The organism is Methylocapsa acidiphila B2 (assembly GCF_000427445.1).
In the GTDB taxonomy this organism is placed as follows: Bacteria; Pseudomonadota; Alphaproteobacteria; order Rhizobiales; family Beijerinckiaceae; genus Methylocapsa; species Methylocapsa acidiphila.
Genome location: NZ_KE386496.1, coordinates 1,108,016 through 1,122,288, shown reverse-complemented (window position 1 = coordinate 1,122,288; position 14,273 = coordinate 1,108,016). Strand labels below are relative to the sequence as shown.

Sequence of the window (14,273 nt, the reverse complement as noted above, 5' to 3'; positions counted from 1 at the left end):
CTCCCGATCATCCTTCTTCCGCGCGACCGATTAAGGGACGTTTGTGGTTGGCGGCGGCGTGGGCCGCGACGTCTGCGCCGGCACCGTCACGACTTGCCGCGTCGCCCCCTTCTGCACCGCCTGTAGCGTGAGATCGAAAAGATTTGTCTCGACCGTCGTGGTCTGCGGTTGAACGGAAGGGCTGTCGGGCCAGGGAAAGCCATAGAGTTGGCCGACGCCGAATTGGCTGACGAGGGCGTCGTCCGGAACGGAGGAGGCGCCGCCGCTCTGCCCTGGCTTGCTGGTGAGCAGCGCGAGATAGTGATTGATCTCTTCTTGCGACGCCCGCTGCGGCTCACTGGGGCAGGCGTTGCGGCCCTGCACCGTCACCGCGTAGCCCGTGCGCCTAATAACGACGGCGCCGCATTCATTGGCGACCGTGATCTGGCCGAAATGATTGATGACGCGGGTTCCGTCCTTGCCCTGGGCGATGGTCGCGGTGCCGCCTCGAATGCCGATCGTCGCGACGGGCGTGTTGACCGTGGCCGCGCCTTGATGGCTGAGCTGGCCGCCGACGAACCGGAGCGCGCCCTTGGTGATCGAGGTCACGATCTGACCGGCGCCAGCGGCGGGGTCGTAGATGAAGCTGTCGATGACGAGGCTGCTGTTCGGCCCGATGCTGAGCGTGGTCTTATCGACGAACAGAAGCTGGACGGTCCCGTTCTTGGTGGTCTCGATCGCTTCATTGTGCACGATGCGCGAGCCGATCTGCAGCACTCTGGTCTCTTTGCCTGGCGGCGTGCTTTGCGAGAGCGGATTGACCGCCGCCGCAGCGCCGACGTCCTGGGCCGTGGCGGAGACCGACGCCAGCGCGAGGCCGACGACAAGTGCGGCGGCGCATGCGGTCATATGCGTGATCATGTATCGGGGGAGCATCGAGCGCGGCATGATATTCCCTCAAAAGGCGACCGTCGGGCCCATGGTGATCGAAAAATCCCTGACCGAATTGCCGAGAATGTTCGAGTTCAACGTGCGGTACTGAACTTGTAGGCCGAGCCCGAATCGATCCTTGATCGGAATGTCGAGGCCGAGGCCCGCTCGCCATTCGAGGTCATGTTCGGTGATGAAAGGGTTGGTCGTCGGATCAGGCTGCCGATAGAGCCAGCGGCCGACGCCGAATGAGGGCGTCAAAGTCCAAGCGCGTCCGCCCCAGGGCGAGGGTTCGGCGATGGGAAAGGCGATGTCGAACGCATAGCGATCGAAACTATACCAAGCGAAAGCGTCGTCGCTGTGATTGTAGACGAATCTCGCCCGCCATTGCACGCCTTCGACGATCGGGCCGGCGGCGGGGAGGCCGACGCTGGTCAACGTCCCGTCGAGCCCGTAGGCCAAGGGATAAAGATTGGAGCTGTGATAGCCGGATTGGCGAACCTCGACGAAGGGATCGAAGCCGGCTTCGCCCCAATTCAGATGCATTGTGACGCCGCCGCCGCCGCTCGCGAGATAAGGCGCGTCGCCGAGCATCATCCCGGTGCCGACGACATAGGGCTTGACCGACGCGCCGCGCAGCGCGTCTTGAAGAATTCCAAAGCGGGGGCCGACGCGCAGGTCGAGAAAACGAGCGTCGACGGCGGTCGCGTTGAACTGTTGCGAATCATAGCCGAGGAGGTTCGCCTCGAGCACGTCGCCATTCTGATTTCCGAAATCGTGAACATAGTTGACGCCGAAGATCCCGAACCAATTCCAATCCGGGCGGCCGAAAAACTGGCTATTGACGGGGCGCGTGGCGCCGATGAGCGATTGTTGGTTGGGGCCGAGGCTGGCGTTGGATTGATAGCGAAATCCGGTTTGGGCGAAGCCGCTGATCTGGTCCGGCTGGAGCTTCTTGTCGATCGTATCGAGAAAGTCCTGCGCGCGTTGGCGCATCGCTGGCGAAGCGTCAGATGCTGCTTGCGCGGCCTGGAAATAGCCGCGCGCCATCTCGTAGGAGCCGAGGCGGAAATAGAGCATGCCGAGTTCGAAGCGGACGCTCGAAAGATTGGGATTGAAGAACAAGATGCGCTCAAGAGCGCCGATCGAGGCTTCCACATCCCCCGCTTGCGCCGCGCTGGCTGCGAATCTGAGCGTCGCGTCGAGATCGGTAGGCCTGCGCAGCATGTCTTGGAACAACGCGGGCTCGCCGATTGGGCCCGGAGCCGTCTGCGCGCGCGCGCCCATGTCCGGGATCGTGCACAGGACCAATGCAACATATGTTGCTGCGGCCGCAAAAGGAGACCGACGAAACGTCGCGCGCGAATGCCGCCTCTCCGAGGGCTCCGCGCGATCGGACTCGCTCGCGTTGCGGATTGGGGCGCCTCCCTCTCTCAAATCATGGCGGTCTCGCACGCCATGTAGAGAAGCCCCTCCAGACATCCCGCGCCATCCTAGCATTAGCGTTCCGCCCCTTCTGCGCAGCCGAGGATCCGACCTCGATCAAGCGATCGACGGCGCGGCGCTCGGGTCTGCGCGGCTGTGCGGATGGCATCGGAAAGCAGCCGCTGCGTCAAGCCGACGCGCCGGTTCGTGTCAATTCGATGCAATAATCTCAGGGATTGTGGCCGAGCGGCAACAAACGCGCAGCTTATGGGATCGTGGGCGGCGCGATCACTTGGCGGTCATGGCGTAGGCCCCGTCCCAGGATGGTCCAAGCGCAGCGGCGCGAAGAATAGGGAGCCGCGCGGAAAAAGCCGCATAATAGGCGCCGAGGACTGTTCCACCCGCGTCTACGCATCGGCCGATCAGCGCTTCCGCCTCCGGCCAATTCTGGGTGCGGTAGGCGTGCAGAAACGCCTCATGCAGCGGCCGCAGCCGAGCGATGTCGCCGGCCCGGTCGGGCCAAAAATCAGTCAACGTAAAGATGCGGATAGGCCGCGCCCGGCCTTTCACGCGGATCAAATCGAGCTCCAGCGCGTCGAAACTCGGGCATTGCTTGATGGTGCGTTCGCCAACGACGGCCGGGACGCCATATAGCTTGGTCAGGCCCTCGAGCCGCGAAGTCACATTGACCTCGTCGCCGATCGCCGAATAATCGAAGCGCAGGCGGCTGCCGAGATTGCCCACGCAGCATTCGCCGGTGTTGATGCCAATGCCGATTCTTACTTCTTCGAAGGGGCGGCCTTCAGCCTGGGCTTGGTCGCGCCAGCGACTGTTGAGCGCGGTCATCTTGTCGATCATCTCGATCGCGCTGCGGCAGGCTCTATGTGGATGATCGGCGACGTCGAGCGGCGCGTTCCAGAACGCCATGATGGCGTCGCCCATGTATTTATCGATAGTGCCGCGCTCACTCAAAATGACCTCGCTCAATGGCGTGAGCAATTCCTGGATGAACGAGGTGAGCTCGCTGGCGGTCAGAAATTCGGAGATCGAGGTGAAGTTGCGCACGTCGCAAAACATCATCGTGAGCTCGCGTTGTTCGCCGCCGAGGACGAGCTTGTGAGGATTCGCGATGAGTTCCTCGACGACCGCGGGCGCGAGATAGCGGCTGAAGGCGCTGCGGATCTCGTCGCGCTGGGTCTCGACCTGACGATAGATGTAGAAGGTGACGCCGGCGGTGAGCAAAAGCAGCACGAGCGAAGGGTAGAACGGATCAAAGAGCAGGCTCCAATAGCGATATGAGAGCCAGGCGCCGAGATTGAGCGCCGCGAGCAAAACAACGCCGAGTCCGGCCGCAAGACCAGGGGAAAGGCGAGACTCCCCGAGAGCGATCAACAAACCCAGCGCGACCACGAGCAACTCCTCGACGGCCAGCGCGTAATCCGGCCGGGCGAGCCTTCGCCCGGCGAGAATATGCTCAAGCACCTGGGCCTGAATCTCGACGCCGGGAAGCGCTTCGTCCAAAGGCGTCGCGAGCTGATCGAGCAGGCCCGGCGCGCTTGAGCCGACCAGGATAATCTTGCCGGCGATCTGGCTTTCATCGGCCTCGCCGGCGACGACCTTCCAGGCCGGAATGAAAGCGGCCGGATTGCTGCGGCGAAACCGGATCGTGAGCGCGCCTTCGGCGTCGGTCGGGATCTCAATCTTGCCGATGCGGATATGGTTCAGGCCGGTTGTTTGCCCGAAGGCGGTTTCGCCGCTCGCATTCGATGATTTGAGAATATAGGTGGAGGCGCCTTGCGCCACGCGCAAAGCCTCCGCCGCGAGAGAGGGGATGATTTGGTCGCCGAGGCGCACGAACAGGGGCATGCGGCGCACGACCCCGTCGCGATTTGGAAAAAGGTTGGTCGTGCCCACGCCCTTCGCGGCGGAATCGAACATGGGCAAATTGCTGACCGCACCGGGGAAGGGACGCAGGAAGGGCCTGGGATTGTCTCCGGCGAACACGAAGCCGGCCTTGGCTGCGAAAGGGGCGCCGCTTGGCCGGTCGGTGAGAAGGACCGGCAGCACGCTCGGCGCCGCAGCGAGTTCAGCCGCGAAGAGTGCGTCATTGGTCGGCGCATTCGCGGGCCTGGCCAGACGGCTTGCTTGCTCCGGGGGCAATCGCTTCACAACCTCTTCCAGTGAGGTTCGGTCCGGCTCCCCGAAAAGGATGTTGAAGACGACCGCCGCCGCCTTGCGCTCCGCGAGCTTGTGCAGAAGATCGCTCATGATTGTTCGCGACCAAGGCCACTGGCCGAAATGGGTGATCGAGTCGGGATCGATGTCGACGATGCGGACAGGGAGGTCCGCATCATAGGGCTCCGGCGCTAATCGCTGATAGGAATCGAAAGCGATCAGGCGCAGCGCTTGGACGAAGAAGGGATCGGCCTGGCGAATCAGAACGGCGAGCAGCAGAAATCCGCAAACGAGCGGAAGATAAAAATAGCTCAGTCGCGTGCTGGCGCGGCGCAAGGGCGTGGGCCTGGGTGAAGAACTCCGGTTCGCGACCATAGCGCAAAGAGCGCGCGTAGGGGAGCGGCGGACCAAGCGGTGGTTGAAGCCCGCTCGCGCCCTATTCGTCCTCGCCGAAACGATTGGCGACGAGCGTCTCGATGGCGTCCAGGGCCTGCGCCGCCTGCGCTCCGGCCGCCGTGACGGTAATGGTCATGCCGACCCCGGCGCCGAGGGTTAGAATGCCCATGATCGACGTGCCGCCGACGGTTTCACCGCAGCGGCCGATTGTGATGGTCGCATCGAACCCATCGATGCACTGCACGAGCTTAGCCGTCGCGCGCGCATGCAGCCCTTTGCGATTGACGATCTTGAGCTCGCGCACCCATTCGCCCTGGATCTGGATGATGTCCTGACAAGGCTCTTGCGGAGCGCCGCCGCTTTCGTCTTCGTTCATTTTCCGCTCAAGACTTGGCTTGCGACGCAGATATATTTCCGACCCGCCTCTTGCGCCTGGGTCACGGCCTGTTCAAGTCCGTAATTTTCCCGCACCGACGCCAACTTGATTAACATCGGCAGGTTCATCCCGGCGATGACTTCGACATGAGCGTCGTTCATGACCGAAATCGCGAGATTCGATGGCGTCCCGCCGAACATGTCGGTTAGGACCGCCACGCCGGCCCCGCAGTCGACCTGCTTCACCGCCGCGACAATATCCTTCCGGCGCTGCTCGATGTCGTCGTCGGGTCCGATGGACACGGTCGCGACCTGCTTTTGCGGGCCCACCACATGCTCGAGAGCGGCGCGGAACGCCGTTGCGAGATGGCCGTGCGTGACGAGCACCAATCCGATCATTGGCGTCGTCCGTTCATACTGGAGCCGTCTTCGGGATCAACGCCAACGCAAGCGGGCTTCGTCATGGGAGGAACCACGCGTTTTTGGACAAGAGTCCATGGCTGAGACGTTCGATTTCGAGATAAAGCGCGGTCAAGGACGCGGCATGTGTCCGGATCTCGGTTCGGTGGGGCCTATCGAGAACAACCATGCCCAATCATTTTGTGCGTCGCGGCGAGGTTGGCAAGAGAAATGACGCGCCGAGATCTGGAACGTTCTTGTTTCTTCCGAGAAATGCTTATGATTTCCAGAGCAAGTTGAAAAGCTGCAACACTGTGGACGCCAAATCGCTGGCCGGTCGGTCCTGGCTCAATCTAAGGCGAGGCAGCTCGGCTCCGGCCAGAACGACGACGTCGTCGTCCTGTTCCGGATAACGGGGACCGAGCTCGGCCGCGGGCGCGAGATCGATGACGACGCGCAAGACGGCCGAGGCGAGGAAAGGCAGCGACAACAGGCCTTGGCCGCGTCGTTCGATCTGGCCGAAAATTCGCGGATGGGCGCGGGCGATCAGGCGGCCGCCGCGGTTTTCGAGACGGATGCGATCATCGCCGACGAGCCGCGCGAATGAGCCGGCGTTTTGAGCCGTGGCGATCAAGGCGAGGGCTAAACTGCTCTTGCCCGCGCCGGATGCTCCTTTGATGAGCATTCCCGCCTCGCCGACGACAACGGCGCTCGCGTGAATATATTCAAGCTCCGAAGTTTCGGCGTCGCCTGCGCGCCGGCGGCTCTCCACATCGGGCGGAGGCGCCGTCATTCCGCTTTCGGCAGCCAAATCGACACGCGGGCGCCGAGCACGACCGCCTCTCCCCGTGGGCCGGTTGGTCCTTGTCGATTATAGGCGAAGATCCGGCCGCCATGCGCCTCGACGATCTGGCGCGAGATCGACAGGCCGAGGCCCGAATTTTGGCCGAAACCTTGTTGCGGCCTATCTGTGTAGAAACGCTCAAAAATGCGCTCGAAAGCGTCGGCCGGAATGCCTGGGCCGTCATCGTCGACGAGGATCTGATAGCCGTCGCGCCATTCTCCGTTGGCGGCCTCCTCTGAAGCCGGGCGCAAGACCACGCGGACGCTTCCCCCATCCGACGAGAACGATCGCGCATTATCGATGAGATTGTTGAGAACTTGGCCCAATCGAGAGTCGTGGCCGAAAATCAAAAAGCTCAGCTTGCGGCCGCAATCGACGGAGCCGCGGGCGACCATGAGGCTGACGCGGACACTTGGCTCGGCTGAGACCTGATTGGCCATGGAAACGACGGCCGCCAGCAGCGGCTCGAGATCCACGAGATCCATATCGGCGCGTGCGAGTTCCGCGTCGAGCCGCGACGCGTCGGAAATATCGCTGATCAAACGGTCGAGCCGGCGGACGTCATGGGCGATAATGGCCATGAGGCGCTGTTTCGACTCCGGCTTTTGCGCGATCGGCAAGGTCTCCACGGCGCTTCGCAGGGAGGTTAGCGGATTCTTCAGCTCATGGGCGACGTCGGCGGCGAAGCTCTCAATCGCTTCGATGCGATCGTAAAGCGCCTTGGTCATATCCCGCAATGCGCCGGAGAGATGGCCGATCTCGTCGGAACGGTCGGTGAAGTCGGGAATTTCGCGGCGCGATTTCGTTCCTCGTCGGACTCGTTCGGCGGCAGAGGCGAGAAGGCGGATGGGCTCCGCGATCGTGCCGGCGGTGAAAAGCGAAAGAAAGAACATGACCGCGGCGGAGACCAGGAAGATTCGGACGATGACCCATCGTTCCGAGGCGATGATCTTGTCGATCTCGCCGCCCTGGGTCGACAGGAGAAGAGCCCCGCGCACCACGCGGAAGCGCCGGATGGGCGCGGCGACTGAGACAATCGTCTCGCCTTTCGCGTTGACGCGCACGATCGAGGGTTCGCCGCTGGAGAGCGCGCGCACCACGTCTGGGTGAATCTTTCCGCTGTCCGCCCCATTTTCTTCATAGAGCGGTGCCGCCGATTGGCCAAAGAAGGACTTTAGCCGCTTCCAGGCGCGAGCGAGGCCTGCGTCGTCTCGGGAAGAAGCAATCGGCGGCAGGTCGGTGCGAAGAATGTTCGAGCGGCTCGAAAGCGATTGCGAATCGAGGAGGAGATAGCCGTCGCGGTCATAGATGCGGGCGCGCGTTCGCGTCGGCGAGACAAGTTGGTGAAGGACGGGGCCGACCCGCTCGGGATTGATCGAGAACTCCAGCGAGGTCGTTGATTCGTCGGCGAGCCCATAACTTTCGCCGGGCGCGAGCTGAAGCAGCTTTTCGGGATCGATGATGATCGAATCGGTTTCGACGGTCGCGCTTGCGGCGATCGCCGCGGCGATGATCTCGCTTTGGGTCTGCAGGCTTTGCACCCGCGCTTCGATCAAGCCTTCGCGGAATTGATTGAGATAGAGAAAGCCGACGAGGAGGGCGACGAGCCCGCCGAGATTGAGCATAACGATGCGGCGCGTCAGCGAAGATGAAAATCGCGAGCTCAGCGTTCGGGCCAATCCGCGAAACCGGACCGCCAAACTTCGCCTTATGCGCTTAGCCCGTCGGGCAGCGTCGAATGGCCGCTCGAAGCTCAGCCCATCGCGCGCTTCAAATGTCATCGATTCCCGGTCCCCCGTTGCGGCGGAAGTCTTACTCCTTGAAACGATACCCGACGCCGTACAAAGTCTCGATCATCTCGAACTCGTCGTCAACCGCTTTAAATTTCTTCCTTAAGCGCTTGATATGACTATCAATTGTGCGGTCATCCACATAGACCTGATCATCATAGGCCGCGTCCATCAAGGCGTTGCGGCTCTTAACGACGCCGGGCCGCGTCGCCAGCGCCTGGAGAATCAAGAATTCCGTGACCGTAAGGGTGACTGGATCATTTTTCCAGTTGCAGGCGTGCCGCTCGGGATCCATTTTTAGATTGCCGCGCTCAAGGATCTTGGCGTCCGATTCCTTTTGAGCGGCGGCGTCCTTTGGATTGGCGCGCCGCAAGATCGCTTTGACGCGCTCGACGAGAAGGCGCTGCGAAAACGGCTTGCGAATGAAATCGTCGGCGCCCATCTTGAGCCCGAACAATTCGTCGATTTCTTCGTCTTTGGACGTCAGGAAGATCACCGGCAAGTCAGATCTTTGGCGCAGGCGACGGAGCAATTCCATGCCGTCCATGCGCGGCATCTTGATATCGAGAATGGCGAGGTCCGGCGGGTCGGTTTTGAGCCCGTCGAGAGCCATCGACCCGTCGGTGTAGGTCTGAACCCGATAGCCTTCTCCTTCGAGAGCGATCGACACCGAGGCGAGGATGTTGCGGTCGTCATCGACCAAGGCGATCATTGGCATGTATGGTCCTAACTTCGTGATCGAGCGCGCACAGGACTTCGCATGAAATTTCCGCGGCATGCGGAAGCTTTGGCGCCTTTTGAGCCATTGGCGGCGGCGCGACGCTTATTTACCACTGCCGCCGGATTGAGGCTCAAGGTCAGCATGTGATTTTGCGCATGCGTTACGTAAAATTCGAACGAGACGAATTCGCACTGAGGTTGAAGGCTGACGTCCTTCACGAGCTGACCCCCCAATCCGTCGCCGGAAAGATGGCCCCTTCCATCACTGTCCCGCGCCCGGAAGCTCTCCTCGTTTTGCAGCGAGCCGATGTGGATCTCTCCCTCGACTTATGCTCAACAGACGAAAGGAGCGACTGAATTGCGGCAACCTTAGGGCAGTCGCGCAGTATGGCTCAGATATAGCCATGGACTTGCGCCGCCTTCAGCTGAACAAGATCTTTGGCGCGATGAGAAACAGCTACAACTTCAAATGATTGAGCCTGTTCTTGGCGGCTCGGCGGATTCCCTCCGATCGGAATTGGCTTTAGTCGCCCATTCGCCTGCGAAGGCGGATGTAGTCGTAGAGGTCGCTCAGCATGAAGTGGCGATTCTCGACAATTCGCATATGCGCCACGGTGGCCTGGTCGCCGGCGAGATAGCGGTGGGCCGTGGTCCGGAAAGGCTCGGGCAGGCTCAAGTTGAAATCCGAGGGCCGGGCCAGCAGGCGGCAAAGCTGATCGAACAGAAAGCGAAATCGCTCATCTTCAGGTTCGAGATAGGCTTCGCCGAAATCCTTTCCGTATTGGCCGAAAAGATCCAGATAATCCAGGATGTCTGGTTTTTGCACCACATGACCCTATCGCGAATGGGCGCGTCCTTTTCTCGCGACTCCGGCTGTGCGGCGAAGAGACTGCTGCGTCGGACTCCGATCCTTCAGTTTCCCGAGGAGCTTGCGTCCACACTTTTTGTAAGCAGGTTTGCGCCCTTTGCAAGCGGAGCCGCGAGCCCGTGGTCGGCGTCTCGTTGAAAAAGCAAGCAATCCTCGGGCCGCCGCTCAAGCTTGTTTAAAAAAAGCCGATCGACTTTTCCATTCAGAAGATGCGCCAATACATTGATATAAACTGATTATTTCCAATCGGATGGTTGTCCAATCGCATCGCGCGCTAGCCAGGCCCTAACTTTGGCGTCAGGAGCGCTTCGAGCGTCTCGATCGCGTCGGCCTCGGCCGCCGGCTTGTCCCAACGGATGCGCGCGATCCGCGGGAAGCGCATTGCGAGGCCAGATCTATGCCGACTCGAGCGGTTCAGTCCCTCGAAGGCGATCTCGAGCACGAGGCCCCGCGCCGGGTGATGGTCGATCTCGCGGACCGGCCCAAATCGATTGGTGGTGTTGTTGCGAACGAAATGATCGAGCTTGGCGAGTTCGGCGTCGGTGAAGCCGAAATAGGCTTTGCCCACGGGGACGAGTTCAGGCCCTTGCGAGCCCGAGCGCCAGACCCCGAAAGTATAGTCCGAATAAAGCGAGGAGCGCTTGCCGTGGCCGCGCTGCGCATACATCAGCACGGCGTCGACATTCCAGGGATCGCGCTTCCATTTATACCAGTGCCCTTTTGGGCGGCCTTGCAAATAGCCGGAAGCGGCGCGTTTCAGCATCACGCCTTCGACTGCGCCGACATCGGCGCCCGCGCCATAGGCCAAAGGGTCTTGACGCGCTTGCGCGAGTTCCGGCCAGGAGGCGAAGGGAATGAGCGTCGAAAGATCGAGCCTCGGCTCGCCGCGCGCCGAGACGAGAGCCTCGAGCCTAGCGCGCCGTTCTAGAAAGGGCAGGGGACGGAGATCCTCGGTCTCGGACCAGAGGAGATCATAGGCGCGAATATGAGCGGGAAACTCAGCCAACATTTTGGCTGAGACCGTCTTGCGATTGAGCCTTTGCTGCAGGATCGAGAAAGGTTCGATCTTGCCGCCGCGTCGAATTAACAGCTCGCCGTCGAGCGCGAAGCCGGCGGCCGGCGATTGCGCGAGGCATTCGATGAGATCTGGGAAAGCAGCCGACAAATCCTCGCCGCTCCGCGAGTAAATCCGCGCAATGTTGCGTCCGCTCGAATCTGCGCCCGAGACCGCTTGGACCCTGATCCCGTCCCATTTCCATTCGGCGCAAAACTGCGCTGGGTCGAGCGTCTCGAAATCTCGCGCCTCGATCGCGTGGGCGAGCATGGCTGGAAAAAATGGGGCCGGATTCGATGCGGCGGGGCGATCGGCCCGACCTTCGAGCCAGGCGAAGAGATCGAGATAGGGCGGCGCCAGCCCATGCCAGAGGTCCTCGACGGCCACGCCCGTTTGTCCGCCGAGGGCGGCGACAGAGGCTTTCGCCAGCGCGGAAGAGACCCCGACCCGGAGCGAGCCGGTGATCAGCTTGAGGAGCGCCCAGCGTCCGGTTTCATCGAGCGCATCGAGCCATATGGCGAGCTGGCGCGGCAGATCCGCCTTGCCCAATGTAGCGAGGGATTGGACGACCTCGGAGAGCGACGGGGGGCCGGTGAGGCGATGAGCCGGAGCGCTTTGATCGGCGCTCGCGGGGGCAGCCGGCCAAAGAAGCGCGGCGGTCTCGGCGAGATCGCCGACATAATCATAGGAGAGCGCGAAGAGATAAGGATCGACGCGCTTGGCGATGAGGCCGCGAATGAGCGCAGGCTTCGCATATTGGAAGCTCAGCGCGCCGGCGAGCGCGGCGAGCGCATAGCCCCGCTCGGGGTCCGGCGCAGTCTTGAAATATTCCGTCATCAGGCGAAGCTTGCCCGTTCTCGACGGCTCGAAACCGAGCCGGTCGAGCAGTTGCGCGAAGCGGTTCACGCGCTGGCCTCCTCCTGGGAGGCCATGTCCTCTTCGCCATAGCCGGCGATACGCAAGGGTTCTGCTTCGAGGCCTTGGCCCTGCGCCCAATGCGTCAGGGCGTCGGCCTCGCCATGGGTGACGAGAAGACGCGCGCAGTCCGTTTCGCGGATGGTGGCGCAAAGCTCGTCCCAATCCGCGTGGTCCGAGATGACGAGCGGAAGCTCGACGCCGCGCTGCCGCGCCCGCGCGCGCACCCGCATCCAGCCGGAGGCGAAAGCCGCGACGGGATCTTTGAATCTGCGCGACCATGCGTCCTGCAGTGAACCCGGCGGGCAAATCACGATCTCGCCGGCGAGATCGCCGTCCCGTGCTTCCGCTTTGCGGACGGCGCCGATATCGGCGCCCTCTCGCGCGTAAAACTCTGTGATCTTTTCCATCGCGCCGTGAAGATAGATTGGGCGGTCGTAGCCGGCCGCCCTTAAGAGGGCGATGACGCGCTGCGCCTTGCCGAGCGCATAGGCGCCCACGAGATGGGTCCTGTCGGGAAATGTTTTGAGCGAGGCGAGGAGCCGGTCGATCTCCCGGCTGGCGGGCGGATGGCGGAACACCGGCAGCCCGAAGGTCGCCTCGCTGATGAAGAGATCGCAGGGGATCGGTTCGAAGGGCAGGCAGGTCGGGTCCGGCTCGCGCTTGTAGTCGCCCGAGGCGACGAGGGTCCGGCCGGCATGGGAAAGGCGGATTTGCGCCGAGCCCAAAACATGGCCCGCCGGATGGAAGCTGACCTCTACGTCGCTGATTTTTAGCTTTTCGCCGAGGGCCGCGATCTGGACGGCGCCGGCGAAATCTTGACCGCAGCGCAGCCCCATGATCGCCAAAGTCTCGCGCGTGGCGAGCACCGAGCCATGACCAGGCCTGGCATGATCGGAATGGCCATGGGTGATGAGCGCGCGGGGAACCGGGCGGAGCGGGTCGATATAAAAATTGCCTCCTGGGCAATAAAGCCCGATGGGAGTCAATGCGACGAGTGCGGCCGCCATAGCTGAAAATCAAGATCGACTAAAAATCGGCGATCCACGATGCCGGAACGATCGGCGCTGCGCATTTTAGACGCGGAGTGCGCCTCTGATGCGGCGCAGGTTACGTCGCCTGCGTCCGTTCATATCCTGTTCTTGTCTCGTAGCCGAGACCGATTACAAATGCAAACATGCTCACAAAAAGGCTCATGAACCTCTTTATGAGCATGTTTTAAATCTTTGAGTTGAATTGTGTTTTTCGACACGGCGGTCAATGAAGCTGAAAGCCGCTATCGCTGCGGGAGGCGCGCTGCGCCTCCGCTAAGGCTCAAATCAATCCTGGCAGACCAAGCCGCGGGTGACATAGATCCGGCCGTCGGGACCGACCATCCGGGTCACTTTCACGCAATCTTCGTCTTCGCCTTTGCCGGCGCGGCCAAGTTGAAGCGCTGGGCCGGTTGCGAGCGGGCCGAAAGTGGGAACAAAGGCTGTCCTATGCTCGACTGTCTGGCCGCCATTATCAAAGACCTTGCTTTTAGGCGTGATCGTGAGCGGCGCCGCAAACACCGCCGCACCCAGGCATGAAACGGCGATTCCCGCCATGGTGACCTTCAAGGCCTGAATTTCGACCGATTTCCGCGACTTAATCATTATCGTAGCTCCCTCCGCTCGGCACGTCCCCCGATTGGTCCAGGACACCATCGCTAAAACCCGACCTGGTGCTGTGCGGCAATACACTCGCTAAACGCCGGATCGGCGGAAAAGGTTGCGCGCTCCCCAAAAAAATTTAAGAAAAATAAAAGCCCAACCGTTCTGGTAGGGCTTTCGCAAGAGAAGGTTTACGGTGCGTTAACGTAACGCTCAATAGCACACGTAGACCGCCTGATAGCCGACGAAATTGCCCCACGCGTCATAGGCTGGCTGATTGCGCATGCCGCAGGTGCCATAGCCCGCGCCGTAATAGGTTGGCCCGTAAGGATAGGCCGATGAGGCGATGGCGCCGACAGCAAGGCCGCCGATGAGGCCCGCGGCGAAAGGACCGCCCCAGCCGCCGCCCCAATAACCTCCGCGCCAGCCGCCGCCGCGCCAGTATCCGCCCCGCCAGCCGCCCCCATGCCAGCCGCCCCCATGCCAGCCTTGCGCCGCCGAAGGCGTCGCCGTGGCCGTGAGGGCAAGCCCGAAAGCCAAAGCCGCGAAGGCGGCGCCGGCCGCTTTCTTCGATATGCTGCTCATCCGATGTCTCCTTGACGGCTCGGCGGCCTTTTCCCTAACAAGGTCGCTCCCTAAGAAATTCGCCGCTTTCTTTGTGATCCTGCCGTAACGCGCCTGAATGTCGAATGAACTCCGACGCCGCAATTTTGCTGGGATTTAGGAAAGTGGGGCGAAAGATCCAGAGCCGTCGACAAAATTGGCGAAC

General features: G+C 61.8%; 13 protein-coding genes. All 13 read right to left on the bottom strand.

The genetic code is table 11. The features are described from left to right. Positions 1 to 30: 30 nt before the first annotated feature. Positions 31 to 888, bottom strand: coding sequence for a FecR family protein (locus METAC_RS22690; protein ID WP_198017178.1), 858 nt, complete (start codon positions 886 to 888; stop codon positions 31 to 33). A gap of 48 nt (positions 889 to 936) precedes the next feature. After that, positions 937 to 2,196 carry a tetratricopeptide repeat protein gene (locus METAC_RS0107060; RefSeq protein ID WP_026606488.1) on the bottom strand — a complete coding sequence of 420 codons (1,260 nt, stop codon included), beginning with the start codon at positions 2,194 to 2,196 and terminating at the stop codon, positions 937 to 939. A 426-nt stretch (positions 2,197 to 2,622) separates the two neighbouring features. After that, the gene (locus tag METAC_RS22685) at positions 2,623 to 4,845 is read right to left on the bottom strand and encodes a CHASE2 domain-containing protein (protein WP_036255366.1); all 2,223 of its coding nucleotides are present in this window, start codon (positions 4,843 to 4,845) and stop codon (positions 2,623 to 2,625) included. 100 nt (positions 4,846 to 4,945) lie between these two features. Beyond that, a complete protein-coding gene (locus tag METAC_RS0107045) occupies positions 4,946 to 5,281 on the bottom strand; it encodes an HPr family phosphocarrier protein (protein WP_051335432.1) in 336 nt (111 codons plus the stop codon). Beyond that, complete coding sequence (locus tag METAC_RS0107040; protein WP_026606485.1) at positions 5,278 to 5,679, bottom strand: PTS sugar transporter subunit IIA; 402 nt, start codon at positions 5,677 to 5,679, stop codon at positions 5,278 to 5,280. The genes METAC_RS0107045 and METAC_RS0107040 overlap by 4 nt, the downstream gene beginning before the upstream one ends. Positions 5,680 to 5,956: 277 nt before the next feature. Continuing rightward, the gene (locus tag METAC_RS22680; protein ID WP_084143483.1) at positions 5,957 to 6,472 is read right to left on the bottom strand and encodes an HPr kinase/phosphorylase; all 516 of its coding nucleotides are present in this window, start codon (positions 6,470 to 6,472) and stop codon (positions 5,957 to 5,959) included. Continuing rightward, entirely contained in the window at positions 6,469 to 8,304 is a 1,836-nt protein-coding gene (locus METAC_RS0107025) for a sensor histidine kinase (RefSeq protein ID WP_026606484.1), read from the bottom strand. The genes METAC_RS22680 and METAC_RS0107025 overlap by 4 nt, the downstream gene beginning before the upstream one ends. Before the next feature lie 31 nt (positions 8,305 to 8,335). Beyond that, positions 8,336 to 9,031, bottom strand: coding sequence for a response regulator transcription factor (locus METAC_RS0107020; RefSeq protein ID WP_026606483.1), 696 nt, complete (start codon positions 9,029 to 9,031; stop codon positions 8,336 to 8,338). A 525-nt stretch (positions 9,032 to 9,556) separates the two neighbouring features. Continuing rightward, positions 9,557 to 9,859 (bottom strand): hypothetical protein, encoded by a 303-nt coding sequence (locus METAC_RS0107005; protein WP_026606481.1) that lies wholly within the window; start codon positions 9,857 to 9,859, stop codon positions 9,557 to 9,559. 316 nt (positions 9,860 to 10,175) lie between these two features. Then, positions 10,176 to 11,861, bottom strand: a complete 1,686-nt coding sequence (locus METAC_RS0106995; RefSeq protein WP_026606480.1) for a cisplatin damage response ATP-dependent DNA ligase — start codon at positions 11,859 to 11,861, stop codon at positions 10,176 to 10,178. Then, positions 11,858 to 12,880: a ligase-associated DNA damage response exonuclease gene (locus METAC_RS0106990; RefSeq protein ID WP_026606479.1), complete on the bottom strand. Its 1,023-nt coding sequence runs from the start codon at positions 12,878 to 12,880 to the stop codon at positions 11,858 to 11,860. The genes METAC_RS0106995 and METAC_RS0106990 overlap by 4 nt, the downstream gene beginning before the upstream one ends. A gap of 309 nt (positions 12,881 to 13,189) precedes the next feature. Then, positions 13,190 to 13,507, bottom strand: coding sequence for a hypothetical protein (locus METAC_RS0106980; protein WP_026606478.1), 318 nt, complete (start codon positions 13,505 to 13,507; stop codon positions 13,190 to 13,192). Positions 13,508 to 13,717: 210 nt separating this feature from the next. Then, positions 13,718 to 14,089, bottom strand: a complete 372-nt coding sequence (locus tag METAC_RS22675) for a hypothetical protein (protein ID WP_036255360.1) — start codon at positions 14,087 to 14,089, stop codon at positions 13,718 to 13,720. Positions 14,090 to 14,273 lie beyond the last annotated feature (184 nt).